The sequence below is a fragment of the Streptomyces sp. NPDC033966 genome, from assembly GCF_055575955.1.
On record NZ_JBVIRQ010000013.1, the window covers coordinates 68,987 to 84,782 of the forward strand.

14 protein-coding genes are annotated in these 15,796 nt (G+C 73.7%); 3 read left to right on the plus strand and 11 right to left on the minus strand.

What is annotated here, in order from left to right:
* Window positions 1-206 precede the first annotated feature (206 nt).
* Genes ACZ518_RS30710 through xdhC form a run of 3 tightly spaced genes read left to right on the plus strand, consistent with a single transcriptional unit; the run spans window position 207 to window position 4,886 of the window.
* Window positions 207-1,670 (plus strand): xanthine dehydrogenase small subunit, encoded by a 1,464-nt coding sequence (locus ACZ518_RS30710; RefSeq protein WP_469116287.1) that lies wholly within the window; start codon window positions 207-209, stop codon window positions 1,668-1,670.
* Window positions 1,667-4,048 carry a xanthine dehydrogenase molybdopterin binding subunit gene (xdhB, locus tag ACZ518_RS30715; RefSeq protein ID WP_469116288.1) on the plus strand — a complete coding sequence of 794 codons (2,382 nt, stop codon included), beginning with the start codon at window positions 1,667-1,669 and terminating at the stop codon, window positions 4,046-4,048. Before ACZ518_RS30710 ends, xdhB begins: the two co-directional genes overlap by 4 nt.
* Before the next feature lies 1 nt (window position 4,049).
* Window positions 4,050-4,886, plus strand: coding sequence for a xanthine dehydrogenase accessory protein XdhC (xdhC, locus tag ACZ518_RS30720; protein ID WP_469116433.1), 837 nt, complete (start codon window positions 4,050-4,052; stop codon window positions 4,884-4,886).
* Here the strand turns inward: xdhC and ACZ518_RS30725 are convergent.
* From ACZ518_RS30725 to ACZ518_RS30775, 11 genes are all read right to left on the minus strand, one after another.
* On the minus strand, window positions 4,861-5,160 hold the full coding sequence (locus ACZ518_RS30725) for a protealysin inhibitor emfourin (protein WP_469116289.1): 300 nt from the start codon (window positions 5,158-5,160) through the stop codon (window positions 4,861-4,863). The genes xdhC and ACZ518_RS30725 overlap by 26 nt on opposite strands.
* Window positions 5,161-5,194: 34 nt before the next feature.
* Entirely contained in the window at window positions 5,195-6,409 is a 1,215-nt protein-coding gene (locus ACZ518_RS30730) for a M4 family metallopeptidase (protein ID WP_469116290.1), read from the minus strand.
* A gap of 756 nt (window positions 6,410-7,165) precedes the next feature.
* Entirely contained in the window at window positions 7,166-7,468 is a 303-nt protein-coding gene (locus ACZ518_RS30735) for a hypothetical protein (protein WP_469116291.1), read from the minus strand.
* A 135-nt stretch (window positions 7,469-7,603) separates the two neighbouring features.
* Window positions 7,604-7,819 (minus strand): hypothetical protein, encoded by a 216-nt coding sequence (locus ACZ518_RS30740; RefSeq protein ID WP_469116292.1) that lies wholly within the window; start codon window positions 7,817-7,819, stop codon window positions 7,604-7,606.
* A gap of 254 nt (window positions 7,820-8,073) precedes the next feature.
* Window positions 8,074-8,868 (minus strand): VOC family protein, encoded by a 795-nt coding sequence (locus ACZ518_RS30745; RefSeq protein ID WP_469116293.1) that lies wholly within the window; start codon window positions 8,866-8,868, stop codon window positions 8,074-8,076.
* Between the two features lie 71 nt (window positions 8,869-8,939).
* Window positions 8,940-11,738 carry a fumarate reductase/succinate dehydrogenase flavoprotein subunit gene (locus tag ACZ518_RS30750; RefSeq protein WP_469116294.1) on the minus strand — a complete coding sequence of 933 codons (2,799 nt, stop codon included), beginning with the start codon at window positions 11,736-11,738 and terminating at the stop codon, window positions 8,940-8,942.
* Window positions 11,739-11,748: 10 nt separating this feature from the next.
* The gene (locus ACZ518_RS30755; protein ID WP_469116295.1) at window positions 11,749-12,507 is read right to left on the minus strand and encodes an ABC transporter ATP-binding protein; all 759 of its coding nucleotides are present in this window, start codon (window positions 12,505-12,507) and stop codon (window positions 11,749-11,751) included.
* Entirely contained in the window at window positions 12,504-13,334 is an 831-nt protein-coding gene (locus tag ACZ518_RS30760) for an ABC transporter permease (RefSeq protein WP_469116296.1), read from the minus strand. Before ACZ518_RS30760 ends, ACZ518_RS30755 begins: the two co-directional genes overlap by 4 nt.
* A complete protein-coding gene (locus ACZ518_RS30765; RefSeq protein WP_469116297.1) occupies window positions 13,331-14,689 on the minus strand; it encodes an ABC transporter substrate-binding protein in 1,359 nt (452 codons plus the stop codon). Before ACZ518_RS30765 ends, ACZ518_RS30760 begins: the two co-directional genes overlap by 4 nt.
* A gap of 14 nt (window positions 14,690-14,703) precedes the next feature.
* Entirely contained in the window at window positions 14,704-14,931 is a 228-nt protein-coding gene (locus ACZ518_RS30770) for a 4Fe-4S dicluster domain-containing protein (RefSeq protein ID WP_384532328.1), read from the minus strand.
* 78 nt (window positions 14,932-15,009) lie between these two features.
* A complete protein-coding gene (locus ACZ518_RS30775) occupies window positions 15,010-15,777 on the minus strand; it encodes a GntR family transcriptional regulator (protein ID WP_469116298.1) in 768 nt (255 codons plus the stop codon).
* Window positions 15,778-15,796 lie beyond the last annotated feature (19 nt).

Genomic DNA, 15,796 nt, shown 5'->3' on the forward strand with positions numbered 1-15,796 from the left:
AGCACACGGCTGCTGAACAGCCCCTCCTTCCGGCGTGCCCGATTGCGGCCCCGGCTCCTTTTTCGATTTTCTGTCACCGCCTGAGGCGCGCCGTCGCGTGCCCATGTGCGCTCTCCGGGTTCTCCGGCCGCGCCACCGAAACAGAAGGCTCCTGAAATGGCGACTAGGACAATCAGCTCCACCGCGCACCGAAGCGAGGACCGGCCGTGGTAGCGGCACGGATCACGGTCAACGGGAAAGAAACCCCGATCGCGCCCGCGACGCCCCACACCACGGTGCTCGACTTCCTGCGCGAGCGCGGCCTCACCGGCACCAAGGAGGGCTGCGCCGAGGGCGAATGCGGCGCCTGCTCCGTCCTCGTGGCACGCCCCGGCGTGGACAGGCCCACCGACTGGGTGGCGGTCAACGCCTGCCTGGTCCCGGTCGCGGCACTCGACGGGCAGGAGGTCGTCACCTCCGAAGGCCTCGCCACCGCCGGAGCCCCCGGCACCCCGCCCGCGCTGCACCCCGTCCAGGAGGAGATGGCCGTCCGCGGCGGCTCCCAATGCGGCTACTGCACACCGGGGTTCATCTGCAGCATGGCCGCCGAGTACTACCGGCCCGGCCGCTGCGCGCACCCGGAGCCGGCCGGCGACACCGACTCCGAGCACGGCCCGAACGGCTTCGACCTGCACTCCCTCAGCGGCAACCTGTGCCGCTGTACCGGCTACCGGCCCATCCGGGACGCCGCCTACGCGGTCGGCACCCCCGCCGAGGACGACCCGCTGGCCCTGCGCCGCGAGCAGTCCCCGCCCGCCCCGGCCGCCACCGAATACCTCCGGGACGACAGCGCGTTCCTGCGGCCGGGCACCCTCGCCGAGACCCTGCGGCTGCTGCGCGACCGGCCCGACGCGGTCGTGGTCGCCGGCAGCACCGACTGGGGCGTGGAGGTGAACATCCGCGCCCGCCGCGCCGATTGCGTCGTCGCCGTCGACCGGCTCCCCGAACTGCGGGAACTGCGCGTCGGATCCGACTCCATCGTGATCGGCGCGGCCCAGACGCTCACCGAGATCGAACGCCGCCTCGACGGAGCCGTCCCGCTGCTCGCGGAACTGTTCCCGCAGTTCGCCTCCCGCCTCATCCGCAACAGCGCCACCCTCGGCGGCAACCTGGGCACCGGCTCGCCCATCGGCGACAGCCCGCCGGTGCTGCTCGCACTGGAGGCCTCGGTGCTCCTCGCCGACGCCGACGGCGAGCGCGAGGTCCCCCTCGCCGACTACTTCACCGGCTACCGGCAGAGCGTCCGCCGGCCCGGCGAGCTGATCCGTGCGGTGCGCGTCCCGCTGCCCCTGTCCCCGGTCACCGCCTTCCACAAGATCGCCAAGCGGCGCTTCGACGACATCTCCAGCGTGGCCGTCGCCTTCGCGCTCGACATCGAGGACGGCGTCGTCCGCAAGGCGCGCATCGGCCTGGGCGGCGTGGCCGCCACCCCGATCCGCGCCCTCGCCACCGAGGCGGCCCTGGAGGGCCGGCCCTGGTCGGCGGAGACCGTCGAGGCCGCCGCCGGGATCCTGCGGGCCCAGGGCACCCCGATGGACGACCACCGTGCCAGCGCCGAGTACCGCTCCGCGATGCTCGGCCAGAGCCTGCTGAAGCTGTACGCACAGACCACCGAGGCGGTGTCGTCATGAGCCAACTGTCCGAACGCCCCGAGAAGCCCGCGGTCGGCCTCCCGCTGCCGCACGAGAGCGCCGGCCTGCACGTCACCGGCGCCGCGCTCTACACCGACGACCTGGTCCACCGCACCAAGGACGTGTTGCACGCCCACCCGGTCCAGGTCATGAAGGCCCGCGGCAGGATCACCGCCCTGCGCACCGGGCCCGCGCTCGCCGTCCCCGGCGTGGTCCGCGTACTGACCGGGGCCGACGTACCCGGCGTCAACGACGCCGGCATGAAGCACGACGAGCCGCTCTTCCCCGACGAGGTCATGTTCCACGGCCACGCCGTGGCCTGGGTGCTCGGCGAGACCCTGGAAGCGGCCCGGCTCGGGGCGGCGGCCGTCGAGGTGGAACTCGACGAGCAGCCCTCCGTGGTCACCCTGGAGGAGGCGATCGCGGCCGGCAGCTTCCACGGCGCCCGGCCCGAGATGCTGACCGGCGACGTCGAAGCGGGTTTCGCCGACTCCGCGCACGTCTTCACCGGCGAGTTCCGCTTCTCCGACCAGGAGCACTTCTACCTGGAGACCCACGCCGCACTCGCCCATGTCGACGAGGCCGAGCAGGTCTTCGTCCAGAGCAGCACCCAGCACCCCTCGGAGACGCAGGAGATCGTCGCCCACGTACTCGGCCTGCACAGCCACGAAGTGACCGTGCAGTGCCTGCGGATGGGCGGCGGCTTCGGCGGCAAGGAGATGCAGCCCCACGGGTTCGCGGCCGTCGCCGCGCTCGGCGCCAAGCTGACCGGCCGGCCGGTGCGGCTTCGCCTCAACCGGACCCAGGACCTGACCATGTCGGGCAAGCGCCACGGGTTCCACGCCGAGTGGAAGATCGGCTTCGACGCCGAGGGCCGCATCCAGGCCCTGGACGCCACCCTGACGGCGGACGGCGGCTGGAGCCTGGACCTGTCCGAACCGGTCGTGGCCCGCGCGCTGTGCCACATCGACAACACCTACTGGATCCCCAACGCGCACGTCCGCGGCCGCATCGCCAGGACCAACAAGGTCTCCAACACCGCCTTCCGGGGCTTCGGCGGACCGCAGGGCATGCTGGTGATCGAGGACATCATGGGCCGCTGCGCCCCGCTGCTCGGCCTCGACCCCAAGGAGCTGCGCGAACGGAACTTCTACCGTCCGGGCCAGTCCACCCCGTACGGGCAGCAGGTGATCCAGCCCGAACGGATCTCCGCGGTCTGGGAGCAGGTCAAGGAGAACGGCCGCCTGGCCGACCGCGAACGGGAGATCGCGGCCTTCAACGCCGCGCACCCGAACACCAAGCGGGCCCTGGCGCTCACCGGCGTCAAGTTCGGCATCTCGTTCAACCTCACCGCCTTCAACCAGGGCGGCGCACTGGTGCTGATCTACAAGGACGGCTCGGTCCTGATCAACCACGGCGGCACCGAGATGGGCCAGGGCCTGCACACCAAGATGCTCCAGGTGGCCGCGACCTCCCTCGGCATCCCGCTGCACAAGGTGCGCCTCGCGCCGACGCGGACCGACAAGGTGCCCAACACCTCCGCCACCGCGGCCAGCGCCGGGGCCGACCTCAACGGCGCGGCCGTGAAGAACGCCTGCGAGCAGCTGCGCGAGCGGCTGCTCCAGGTCGCCGCCACCCAGCTCGGCGCGAACGCCTCGGACGTGCGCATCGTCGAGGGCGTCGCACGCGTCGTCGGCGGTGACAAGGAGCTGGCCTGGGACGACCTGGTGCGCGCCGCGTACTTCCAGCGGGTCCAGCTGTCCGCGGCCGGCTTCTACCGGACCGAGGGCCTGCACTGGGACGCGAAGTCCTTCCGCGGTTCGCCGTTCAAGTACTTCTCCCACGGTGCCGCCGCGGCCGAGGTGGAGGTGGACGGCTTCACCGGCGCCTACCGCATCCGGCGGGTGGACATCGTGCACGACGTCGGCGACAGCCTGTCCCCGATGATCGACATCGGCCAGGTGGAGGGCGGCTTCGTCCAGGGCGCGGGCTGGCTGACCCTGGAGGACATGCGCTGGGACACCGGCGACGGGCCCGGCCGCGGCCGGCTGCTGACCCAGGCGGCGAGCACCTACAAGCTGCCGAGCTTCTCGGAGATGCCCGAGGAGTTCAACGTCACCCTGCTGAAGAACGCCACCGAGGAGGGAGCGGTCTACGGCTCCAAGGCCGTCGGTGAACCTCCGCTGATGCTGGCCTTCTCGGTACGGGAGGCGCTGCGGCAGGCCGCCGCGGCCTTCGGGCCCGCCGGAGCCAGCGTGGAACTCGCCTCGCCCGCGACGCCGGAGGCGGTGTACTGGGCGATCGAGTCCGCCCGTCGCGGCGACGCGCGCGGTGGCAGCGGGATCCCGGCCGACACGAGCGTTCTGAGCAATGTCTGACATGACCTGGGTGGCCGCGGTCGCGCGGTTGCGGGCCCGCCGGGAACCCGGCGCGCTCGTGACCGTCGCGGCCGTGCGCGGCCACGCGCCCCGCAGGGCCGGCGCCAAACTCGTCGTGGGACGGACCGGGACCTGGGGCTCGATCGGCGGCGGCAACATCGAGGCCGTCGCGATCGACCGGGCCCGCGAGGTCATCGGTACACCGGATCCGGAGCCCGAGCTGATGGATTTCGCCCTCAACGACAAGGTCACCGGCCCGCACGGCGTCCAGTGCTGCGGCGGGGCGGTCAGCGTACTGCTCGAACCGCTGCCGGTGGTCCCGGCGGTGGCGGTCTTCGGCGTCGGGCACGTCGGCATGGAGCTGGCCCGGATCCTGGCCCGGCACGACCTCGATCTGCACCTGATCGACACCCGTCCCGGCCAACTCGCAGACGAACGGCTCGCGGTGCTCGCGGACGCGGTCGCGCAGGTCCACGTGCACCACGTGCCGCTGCTGCCGGAGGAGGTGCTCGGGGAGCTGGCGCCCGGCACGCACGTCCTGATCATGACGCACGACCACGCGGAGGACGCCGCCCTGTGCGACGCCGCCCTGCGCACCCCCGGTCTCGGCTCGATCGGACTGATCGGCTCGGCCGCGAAATGGGCGCGGTTCCGCCGGCGCCTGGCGACCGAAGGGGGCCACGACACGGCCGCCATCGACCGGATCAAGACCCCGATCGGCCTGACCGAGATCACCGGCAAGGAGCCCGCCGTCATCGCGGTCGGCGTCGCGGCGGACCTGCTCCGGACCTTCGAGCGGGACGCCGGCGGAGTCACGCCTGCGGCAGGTGCTCCCTGAGCCAGGCGACGAGGGCCGCGAAGGCGGGGGACTTGGCGCCGTCCGACTGTTCGAGGACCGTCGAGCGGCCGCCGTCCTCCACCGTGATCGCGTAGCCCGTCGCGTCCCTGGCGCGTCCGGAAGCGTCCGGTGCCGGCGCCGCCACGGCCGCTGCCACCAGCCGTTCCAGCTCGGCCGCGGCGCCCTCGGGAAGGGCTGCCGAGTCCAGCACATCCGGCGGACGGCGGAGGTTGGCCGCCGCCAGCCCGCCGTACGACTCCAGGGTCACCTTCATCGTGCCCGGCCTTCCGGCCTGCCGTTCCCGGTGTTCACCTGGAGACCTTCAGGGTGGCCACTTCCTTGGCCAGCCCCGTCACCTTGTCGCTGAGCGCGGTGATCTGCCGGGTCAGGGCCGTGAGGTCGGCCTCCCGGCCCGCGCCGCCGTGCCCGTTGGTGGTGAAGGCCCGCGTCCGGGTGATTCCGGCCGGGACTCCGCTGATCTGGATCTCCACCCCTTGCCACGCCGCCAGCACGGCCGCCTGCTCGGGGCCGCCGACGCCGAACAGCTGGCCGGCCTTCTGGAAGGTGGTGTCCGCGAAGTCCTGGAACTTGTCCCGCGAGCCGGACGCCTTGAGGGCCTCGTACCAGATCTTGCCCGTGATCTCCCAGGCGAATCCGCCGATGCCGATGGCCGCCAGGTAGAACGCCTTGTTCGGAATGCCGGAGTTGAAGTGCACCCCGCCGTTGTCCCCTCTCGGGGTGTCGGGCAGGTGGACGAACTTGCTCATCCGGTCCGGCTGGGGGTCCTTGCCGACCAGCGGGTTGTTGTACGCCGTCCCCGGTGCCTTCATCGACCTCAGGGCGTCGCCCTCGATCCCCGGCGTCCAGATGTCAGGGCCGATCAGCCAGTCCGCCTCCTCGGCGGTCTGCTTCAGCGACCACTGCTTGACGAGCGACCCGAAGACGTCCGACATCGACTCGTTCAGGGCTCCGGACTGGTTGTGGTACTCGAAGTTCGAGGTGTGTTCGGTGACTCCGTGCGCCAACTCGTGTCCGGCCACGTCGAGGGATCCGGTGAGGGCGCTGAACTCCACTCCGTCTCCGTCGCCGAAGAGCATCTGCTGTCCGTCCCAGAACGCGTTGTTGATCTTCCTGCCGAAGTGGATGAACGCGTGCAGGGGCATTCCGCGGTCGTCGATCGAATTGCGCTGGAACACTTCCTTGTAGAAATCACGGGTCAGGCCGAGCGAGTCGAACGCCTGGTTGACGGCCTGGTCCGGGGACTCCGGTCCGTCCTCCGACCTGGCCGTGACCGCGTCGGAGAGGTCTTCGCTCTGCTCGCAGTCGAAGATGGTGCGCCGGCCGTTGCCGGGCGCGACGGACAGGCCCGAGAGCGCCGAGCGGACGGCACGCATGCCCCGCAGGCGGGCGGTGGTCAGCAGGGTGTCCAGAGCGGCCTGCCGCACAGCACCGTCTTCGCTCTCCATGAGCCTTTCGAGGATGTACGGCGGGATGATGCAGTTGATGGGGCGGGTCCTACTCATGGGGTACCTCCTGAGCGAGAGGACCAACGGTTGACGGTTCATCGTTTTCGCCGCAGGATTTGAGATACCGGTAACCAGAGGGGCCCCTTGACTGTCAACTGGCCAGGGGAGGAGAGGCGTTGGCGCCGACCAGCCCTGATTCCCGCGGCGGGGCCACGCTGATACCACCAGTCTCCTGCCGCCCGTAGCGGCTGGCAAACGCTCCGGCCCCTCAGCCCGGCCAGCACCGCGCCGGTCAGCCGTCCGGAGCGCAGCGACAGGCGGGCGTACCGGCCCGCCGCGGCGTCCCCGAGGACGACGGTCTCGTCGGCACCGGCCGTCGTGCCGACCCGCATCAGGTCCAGCTCCGCAACCTTCAGCCGCAGTACGCCATGGCCCCCGCAGTGCCGGTTCCGGCCGCCGGTGAGCAGCGCTGCCAGGGCCTCCGCCTGGTTCCACGCGGAGGTGAACCCGCCGGAGGGCACCCGCCCGGTGGGGCCCGGGCCGGCGGCGGGGCCCTGAGCGCCGCCGTCCAGGGACTCGGCGCAGTCGCCGATCGCGTGTGGTCGACGAGGACTCCGGTGCGGACCGCCAGCCCGGCGGCCTCGTCGCCCGACTGGCCCGGCGGCTTCGCGACCTGACTGCCCGACTGGCCGGACGGCGGCTCCGTGGTGCGGGCCGGCTGGGGCCAGGACGTCCCGGACGTCGTCCGGGGCGACGGCGTCCGGCTCTGAGCCGCTCACGCCGTGCGCCGCGCACCCGGTCCGGTGGGCCGGCTCAGCCCGTGGGGGCGGTGAGGCCGGGATGCGGGAGAGTGGCCGCGCCCCCCTCGCGTACGGCCAGCAGCACGGCGTCGTGCAGGGCGCGGCTGGCCTCCTCGCTCGCGCACGGGGCGGGGCTGCCCGCCAGGGTGAGCCACTCCGTCGCGCCGCTGTGCTGCACGGCGACGTGGGCGAGGCGGTCGGCCTCGGTCCAGGTCGTGTGGACGTCGAGCTCACCGGTGAGGAGGACCGACTCTGCGGTCCGCACGCCGCCGCGTCCGGCGAAGACGCCGCGGGTGGTCCACGATGCCCAGGTCATCAGGCCTCCAGGAGCCGTCCCGTACCGCTACGGGACCTAGGTGGGTTCGGGCTGGCGTGATACCCGGCCCGGATGGGATGTATGCGCGCATATCACCCCATTTTCGATGCGGGGAGGGTTCCGCCGCCCCGCCCGCTATTCCGCGGGCCGCTCCACCACCCTGCGGGCCGCCTCGTGCTCGGCGGCCGGCGGCGAGAGCTCGTCCAGCGTGTCGAGGTCGGTGTCCCGCTCCAGTTCCCGCTCCCACTCCTCGGCGAGCCGCTCCTGCTCCGCGCGCGGCAGCCCGCCCACGGACTCCCGGTGGGCCGGGTCGAGAGCGGCCAGGAAGCGTTCCACCACGTCCGAGGACATCCCGTACTCCTTGTCGCTGGGGGGGAGGGCCGGGTACGCGACGGCCCCGCGCCCAGCATGCGCAGCGCGGCCCGGTGCACCGGGCAGGCGCGGCCCGGCACTGACCCGAACGGCGCCGGGATCCCCCCGCCTCCTACGGCAGGCCCACGGCCCCGGCCGCGGCGGGCCGCCCCGGCGGTCACGTCGCCCCACTCATGGGCCGCAGCACGGGCAGGGCAGGGCGGTGCCCCGGTCCCGCACGGTTCTCCGGTCCCTCAGCCTTCGGCGCCCGCCGGGGTGAGGACCACGAAGTCGGCGTTCCACGGGTCGAGGCAGACGGCGAGGCGGCCGATGCCCTCCACGTCCTGCGGGCCCGTCTGCGTGTTGCCGCCGTTCCCGGTGACCGCCGCCACGGCCGCGTCGCAGTCGGCGACGGCGAACACGGGGTGCCAGTACGGCCGCCCCTGCGTGAGGCCGAGGTGTTCCTCGTCGAGGCGCATGAGCCCGCCGTGCATCCGCTCCTCCGGAAGGCCCGCCGGGGTGATCAGCCAGTACGTGCCCCCGCCGCCCGGCAGCTCCATGTCGCTGAACCGCCAGCCGAGGACGCCGCCGTAGAACTCCCGCGCGGCCTCGGCGTCGCTCGTGAACAGCTCGGTCCAGCACAGCGAGCCCGGCTCGTCGACCAGCTCGGCGCCCTTGTCCGTACCCGGCTCCCAGACGGCGAACTGGCCGCCCTGGGGGTCGCTGTACTGTGCCATCCGCCCCGCGTCGTCCAGGGCCATCGGAGCCACCCTGACCGTACCGCCCGCGGCCTCCACGGCCCGGGTGGCGGCGTCCGCGTCGGCGACGCCGTAGTAGATCATCCACGCCGAGCGCGCGCCCTGCTCGGTGAGCTTGCCGAGCCCGGCGACGGTCTTCCCGTCCCTGCGGAACATCCCGCCCTCCATGCCGCCCATGGACTCGTACGACCACCCGAACACGGCACCGTAGAAGGCCGCGGCGGACGGGACGTCGGGGGTGCCGAGGTCGAGCCAGCAGGGGGAGCCGGGGACGTAGTCCGTGGTGATCATGGTGCCGGCCTTTCACGGGGTCCGATGACTCCCCAGCCTGGCACCGGACCCCGGCCCCCGCCCGTCGGCCGTCAGGACCCCGCGCGGGCGGCGTACGCGCGTACGTCCGCGTCGGGGTCGGCCGTGGCCGCGGCCAGCGCGGTACGGGCGCCGGCGTCGTCCCGGTGGCGGAGCAGGGACAGCACGGCTGCCTTGCGGACGTCCGCGTTGGCGTCGGCCAGGGCCTTCGTCAGGGCGGGCACGGCCCGGTCCGGCGCGGCCGCCCGCAGGGCCGTCGCGGCCCCGGCCCGCACCTGCCACGCCGGGTCACCGAGGGCCGCCCCGGCCAGCGCGGCGTACCCCGGCGGGCAGCCGGTGGCGGCCAGCGCCGCCAGGGCCGCGCCCCGGACCAGCGGGTCGGCGTCGTCGAGCAGCGGGCCGAGCGGCGCCGGGGCCGGGTCGTGGACGGCCGCGAGGCCCCGGGCCACCGCGACCCGGACCTCGCGGGCGGGGTCGGCGGCGGCCGCCGCCAGCTCCGGGACGGCGTCCACCGCGACCAGTGCCCGGACGGCGGTGACGCGGACCTCGATGTCGGTATCCGCGAGGGCGGCGCCGTACGCCCGGGCGTACACCCCGGCGTCGCCCAGCCGCAGCGCCCGCAGGACCTCCAGTGCGGCGGCCCGGACGGCCGGGTCGGCGACCTCCAGGGCCGTCCGCAGCCCGGCCCCGAGCCCCGGCTCGGCGGGCAGCACCTCGACGAGCTCGCGCAGCGCGGCCGCGGCGGCGCCCCGGACCCCCGGCGCGGGGTCCCGCAGGCGCTCGGCCAGCGCGGGCCCGGCGCCGTCCGGCACGGTCTCCCCGAGGACGGCCACGGCCGCCGCCCGCACCCCGGGATCGGCGTCCGCCAGGAAGGGGCGCAGCGCCTCCAGCCCGGGGGACTCCTCGGCCAGGGCGAGCAGGCGCAGCAGCGCGGGGCTGGGCGCGGGGACGCCCCCGGCACCGGGGCCGGCGTCCGACGGCGCGGCCGGAGCCGGGGCCGGCCCCCCGGCCGTGGTCCCCGGACGCGCAGCCGGAGCGGCTTCCCGCGGCCCGGCCGTCGCCACCGGGACCAGCTCGACCTCGCCCAGCCACCGCTCCGGCCCCGCCACCGGTGTGAACTCCGGGACCGCAACCGTGTACGGCTCGACCGGCCGCGCGGTGAACTCCATCGCCCCGGAGGCCGACTTCCGCAGGTCGAGGTGGTGCAGCCAGCCGGCGTCGTCCTGCTCCGGGTGGTCCATCCGCTCGTGGTAGAGGCCCCAGCGGGACTCGGTGCGGGCCAGCGAGGCCCGGGCGGCCATCTCCGCGCAGTCCCGGATGAAGGACACCTCGGCGCACCGCATCAGCTCGTGCGCGGTGCGCGCCCCCATCCCGGCGATCTCCCCCGACATCCGGGTGAAGGCCTCCACGGCGAGGGACAGCTTCGCCCCCGACTTCGGCGGTGCCACGTAGTCGTTGACGAACCGCCGCAGCTTGTACTCCACCTGCGGCTGCGGCGGCCCGTCCGGGTTGCGCAGCGGCCGGTAGACCAGCTCGTGGGCGGCGGCGACCTGGTCCTGCGGCAGCTCCCCCCGGTACGCCCGGTACCGTGACGCGTCCTCGCCGGCCAGGTCCCCGTAGACGAACGCGCCGATCATGTAGTTGTGCGGTACGCAGGCCAGGTCGCCGGCCGCGTACAGCCGGGGCACGGTGGTGCGGGCGTGCGCGTCGACCCGTACGCCCGAGGCGGAGTGCCCGCCGCACAGCCCGATCTCCGAGATGTGCATCTCGATGTCGTGGGTGCGGTAGTCGTGGCCGCGGCCCCCGTGGAAGGTGCCGCGGGTGGGCCGCTCCGTGCTGTGCAGGATCGACTCGACGGCGGAGACGGTCTCCTCCGGCAGATGGCTGAGCTTGAGGTACACCGGGCCCCGGTCGGAGGCGAGTTCGGCCGCGAACTCGGACATCATCTGCCCCGACCAGTAGTCCGACTCCACGAACCGCTCGCCGTGCCGGTTGACCTGGTAGCCGCCGAACGGGTTCGCCACGTACGCGCAGGCGGGCCCGTTGTAGTCCTTGATCAGCGGGTTGATCTGGAAGCACTCGATCCCGGTCAGGGCGGCCCCCGCGTGGTAGGCCATGGCGTAGCCGTCGCCCGCGTTCGTGGGGTTCTCGTACGTCCCGTACAGGTAGCCGGAGGCGGGCAGGCCGAGCCTGCCGCAGGCCCCGGTGGCGAGGATCACCGCGCCCGCCCGCACGGTGACGAACGCGCCGGTGCGGGTGTCGAACCCGGCCGCGCCGACGGCCCGGCCGTCCTCCGGGTGGGTGAGCACCCGGACCGGCATCACCCGGTTCTCGATCCGGATCCGCTCCCGCATCTCACGGCGCCGCAGCTGCCGGTAGAGGACCTTCTTGACGTCCTTGCCCTCCGGCATCGGCAGTACGTAGGAGCCGGACCGGTGCACCTGGCGGACCGCGTACTCGCCGTGCTCGTCCTTCTCGAACTTCACCCCGTACGACTCCAGCCGCCGCACCATGTCGAAGCCGCGGGTGGCGGTCTGCCGGACGGTGGACTGGTCGACGATCCCGTCGTTGGCGCGGGTGATCTCGGCGACGTAGTCGTCGGGTTCGGCCCGGCCCGGGATCACGGCGTTGTTGACCCCGTCCATGCCCATGGCGAGGGCGCCGGAATGCCGTACGTGCGCCTTCTCCAGCAGCAGTACGTCCGCACCGCGCCCGGCCGCGGTCAGCGCGGCCATCGTGCCGGCGGTACCGCCGCCGATCACGAGGACGTCGCAGGACAGCTCGGTCGCGTCGGCGAGGGCGGGGACGGCGAGGGCGGGGATGGCCGGGGGGGCGTCCACCAGGGTGTTCACGGGGTGCCTTTCAGAGGGATTCGAGGATGCGGCGGCGCAGTTCGGCCGTGCCCGGCGCGTGCTGCGCGTCGCGGCGGCGCGGGTGCGCGACGTCCAGGACCGCTCCGGAGCCCGGCAGCGCGACCCGGTCGCCGAGGTACAGCGCCTCGTCCACGTCGTGGGTGACGAAGACGACGGTCGCGCCGGTACCCGCGAGGATGTCCACCAGCAGGTCCTGCATCTCGGCGCGGGTGCGGGCGTCCAGCGCGCCGAAGGGTTCGTCCATCAGGACCGCCCGGGGCCGGCCGGCCAGCGCGCGGGCCAGCTGGACGCGCTGCCGCTGCCCGCCGGAGAGCTGGTGCGGCAGCTTGTGGGCGTGCTCGGCCAGCCCGACCCGCTCCAGCCAGTCGGCCGCCGACCGGCGCCGCTCGGCACGGGGGACCCGCCGGATGGCCAGGGGCAGTTCCACGTTGGCGCGTACGCTGCGCCAGGGCAGCAGCGCGTCGTGCTGGAAGACGAGCGCCCGGTCCGAGGCGGGCCGGGTCACGGGCTCGCCGCCCTGGGTGACCCGGCCGCCGAGCGGGGGCAGCAGTCCGGCGAGGGTGCGCAGCAGCGTGGACTTCCCGCAGCCGGAGGGCCCGACCACCGTCAGCAGCTCGCCGGGGGCGATCCGCAGGGTGACGGTGCCCGGCAGGACCGCGCCGCCCGGGTGGCCGAGCCGTACGTCCTCCAGGACGAGCTCGGTTCCGGCCGGGGCGGGCGGGGCGGCGGGCAGGGTGGTGGTGCTCATGCGACCGGCTCCTTCCGGGGAACGGCGGTACGGGGCGCTGCCGCCCGGCCGGCGGGGCGTACGGCCGGGCGGGGCAGCCAGGCGGTGGCGCGGCGGCCGAGCAGCTCCACGGCCGTGGAGGTGAGCCAGCCGAGGGCGCCGATGGTGGTCATGCCGACGAACACGCCGGGGTAGTCGACGACCGTGTAGTCCTGCCAGGTGCGGTAGCCCACCCCGTACTCGCCGGAGATCATCTCCGCGGAGATCACGCAGATCCACGAGACGCCGATGCCCACCGACAGGCCCCCGAAGATGCCCGGCAGGGCGCCGGGCAGCACCACCGAGAGGAGCACCCGCGCCCGCCCGCCGCCCATGGTGAGCACGGCCTCCTCCCAGACGGGGGTGAGGGCCCGGACCGCGTGCCGGGTCGAGACGGCCACCGGGAAGACGGCGGCGGCGAAGGTGATGAACACGATGCCCTGCTCGTTGGTCGGCAGCAGCAGGATGGCGACCGGCACCAGGGCGATGGCGGGCACCGGGCGCACCACCTCCACCAGCGGGCCCAGCAGGTCGGCCGCCCAACGGGAGCGGGCGACGGCCGTGCCGACCGCCACCCCCAGCACGGCGGCCAGTGCGAAGCCCACCCCGATCCGGCGCAGGCTGTGGCCCAGGTCCTGCCAGTACGGTCCCGTGCCGACCCGGTCGGCGAAGGCGGAGGCCACCTCGCCGACCGTCGGGAACTGCTCGAACCGCAGCCACAGGTTCACGTCCAGCGAGGTCAGCAGCTGCCACAGTCCGAGGGCCGCGGCGAGCGAGGCGGCCCGCAGCAGCCGGCGGCCCGCGCTCATGAGGCCAGGCCCACGGCGTCCTCGTAGCCGATGACGCGGGCGCCCGGGTGCTGCCCGACGTACCCCTTCGCGCCGGCCGGGGTGACGAAGGCCCGCAGCTCGGCGCCGTCCGCGACCCACACCGCCTTGTCGGCGAACCAGAGGGTGCCGGTCACCGCGTCCGGTACGTACGCGGCCCGCACGTCCGCTCCCCGGGCGGCCCTCAGCAGCTCCTTGGGGCTGTCGAAGGAGGCGGTGGTGGCCTGGCCCTTGAGCCACAGCTCGGACCTGGCGGTGCCCGCGCCCGGGTACGCCGCCTCCTGTACGGCCCGCTTCAGCGGCGCCGGGTCGACGAAGGCGTCGACGTCGACGTCGCCCACCAGCCCGGCGTCCTTCAGCACCGGCACGTCCTCCTTCAGCGCGGCGATCAGCTCGGGGCGCAGCTCCGGATCGAAGGTGGCGATGCCGTTCGCGCCGTTGTAGAGGTAGACGACCTCGGCCGGCAGCCCGGTCTCCTTGGCCACCGACTCGGCGGCCGCCACCGGCTGCCGGCGCAGGTGGTCGGTGGCCCGGCGCTGCGCCTTGAGGAAGTCGTCGATCACGCCGGGCCGTTCACCGGCGAACTTCTGCCGGACGGTGACCCCGTGGAAGGTCGGCAGGTTCAGCTCGGCCCCGTCGTACAGGGCCTTCGCCCGGCCCTCGAAGGCCAGCTGGCCGGGCCAGGCCACGAACTGGGAGAGCGCGTCCGCACTGCCGGCCTGGAGGGCCGAAGCACCCACGCTGGGCTGCTGGTTGAGCTTCCGGATGCCCTTGACGGGGTCGATCCCGGCGCGCTGGAGGGCCCGGACGAGGGTCCCGTCGGCGGCCGAGCCCACGCTCGTGGACACCTTCTTGCCGCGCAGGTCGGCCAGCGACTCCAGCTTCGAGTCCGGGGCGGTCACCACGGTGTTGAGGCCGCCGCGCAGGTTGTAGCCGGTGACGGAGACCAGCGAGGTCGGCTGCTTCAGCTCCTTGCCCCGGGCGGCGTTGAGGAGCAGCGGGAAGTCGCCCATCGAACCGATGTCGATCTTGCCCGCCGTCATCTGCGCGGTGATGGGGGCGCCCGTCGCGTAGTCCTGCCAGTCGACCTTGTACGTCACCCCCTCCTTCTCGCCGCGCGCCGCGAGCTCCTCCTCGAAGTAGCCGAGGGAGCGCAGCAGGGTGCCCGCGGTGACCGTGTTGATGGTCTTGGACTGGTAGCCGACGGTCACGGTGACCGTCTTCGACGGGCTGCCGCCCGCCTTGCCGTCACCACCGCCGTCACCGCCGCCGCAGGCGGCGGCCAGGGGGAGGAGCAGGGCGAGCGGGACGGCGGGACTGACGCATCTGCGGCTCATCGGGGCGGGGCCTTTCATCGGAGCAGGTAGGGCATGTTGACGGTCACCGCACCGGTGGGACAGCGTGCGGCGCACGGGCCGCAGTACCAGCACTCGTCCACGTGCATGTACGCCTTGCCGTTGTCCGCGCGGATCGCGAGCGAGTCGAGCGGACACATGTCGACGCAGAGCGTGCAGCCGTCGATGCACTTGGACTCGTCGATGGTCACGGGCACGTCGGCGCGCTGGGGGACGAGGGGCATGACTTCTCCAAAGGACCCGCGAGGGCGGGGCAACGGGGGAGGGCGGGAGGGGGGAGGGACAGGAAGAGGGGGAGGGGCTCAGAGGGAGCGGCGCAGTACGCCGCTCATGGTGATGCGGTCGCCGCGGAAGCGGATGAACTCCAGGTCCACCGGCCGCCCGTCGGGCAGGCACGTCAGCCTCTCCAGCATCAGCACGGCGGCCCCGCGCGGAGCCTGGAGCACGGCGGCGGAGTGCGCGTCGGCGTTGACGGCCTCCAGGGTGATCTCCGCATGGCCCAGCGGACCCCCGGTCAGCGCCTCCAGGAGCCGGAACACGTCCGTGTTCTCCAGGTCGCAGCCGAGCAGTTCACCGCCCACGTCCATGGGCAGGTAGGACAGGTCCAGGGACAGCGGCAGCCCGTTCAGCCGGCGCAGCCGCTCGATACAGAGCACGTCGGTGTGCTCGGGCAGGCCCAGCCGGTGGGCCACCGGGCCGGGGGCGGTCACGGGCCCGACGGTACGGACCTCGTTGGTGACCCGGCCGTGCTCGTGCAGGGTCTCGGCCAGGCCCTGGAGGCGGTCCAGCCCGTGCGGGTACTTCTCGCACACCACCACCGTGCCGACGCCGGGCTGCCGGTCGACGAGCTGTTCGCCGCGCAGCAGGTCCAGGGCCTGCCGGACGGTGTTGCGGCTGGCCCGGTAGTCGGCGGCGATGACGTCCTCCAGGGGCAGCACCCCGCCGGGGAAGCCGCCCGCCAGGATCTGGTGGCGCAGCAGGTCGGCGAGCTGCCGGGCCTGGTCCGCACGCAGCCGTCGGCGGCGCGCGGCGGCGACCGGGCGGGCGGCGGGGGCGGGTTCGGCTGGCATGGCAAGGAACGTACCGGGA

What these genes read in the sequence shown, in the direction of transcription:
- ACZ518_RS30760 (WP_469116296.1), bottom strand. Translation starts at nt 13,334, where the DNA reads ATGAGCGCGGGCCGCCGGCTGCTGCGGGCCGCCTCGCTCGCCGCGGCC.
- ACZ518_RS30770 (WP_384532328.1), bottom strand. Translation starts at nt 14,931, where the DNA reads ATGCCCCTCGTCCCCCAGCGCGCCGACGTGCCCGTGACCATCGACGAG.
- ACZ518_RS30725 (WP_469116289.1), bottom strand. Translation starts at nt 5,160, where the DNA reads ATGAAGGTGACCCTGGAGTCGTACGGCGGGCTGGCGGCGGCCAACCTC.
- ACZ518_RS30735 (WP_469116291.1), bottom strand. Translation starts at nt 7,468, where the DNA reads ATGACCTGGGCATCGTGGACCACCCGCGGCGTCTTCGCCGGACGCGGC.
- ACZ518_RS30765 (WP_469116297.1), bottom strand. Translation starts at nt 14,689, where the DNA reads ATGAGCCGCAGATGCGTCAGTCCCGCCGTCCCGCTCGCCCTGCTCCTC.
- xdhB (WP_469116288.1), top strand. Translation starts at nt 1,667, where the DNA reads ATGAGCCAACTGTCCGAACGCCCCGAGAAGCCCGCGGTCGGCCTCCCG.
- ACZ518_RS30745 (WP_469116293.1), bottom strand. Translation starts at nt 8,868, where the DNA reads ATGATCACCACGGACTACGTCCCCGGCTCCCCCTGCTGGCTCGACCTC.
- ACZ518_RS30755 (WP_469116295.1), bottom strand. Translation starts at nt 12,507, where the DNA reads ATGAGCACCACCACCCTGCCCGCCGCCCCGCCCGCCCCGGCCGGAACC.
- xdhC (WP_469116433.1), top strand. Translation starts at nt 4,050, where the DNA reads ATGACCTGGGTGGCCGCGGTCGCGCGGTTGCGGGCCCGCCGGGAACCC.
- ACZ518_RS30740 (WP_469116292.1), bottom strand. Translation starts at nt 7,819, where the DNA reads ATGTCCTCGGACGTGGTGGAACGCTTCCTGGCCGCTCTCGACCCGGCC.
- ACZ518_RS30775 (WP_469116298.1), bottom strand. Translation starts at nt 15,777, where the DNA reads ATGCCAGCCGAACCCGCCCCCGCCGCCCGCCCGGTCGCCGCCGCGCGC.
- ACZ518_RS30730 (WP_469116290.1), bottom strand. Translation starts at nt 6,409, where the DNA reads ATGAGTAGGACCCGCCCCATCAACTGCATCATCCCGCCGTACATCCTC.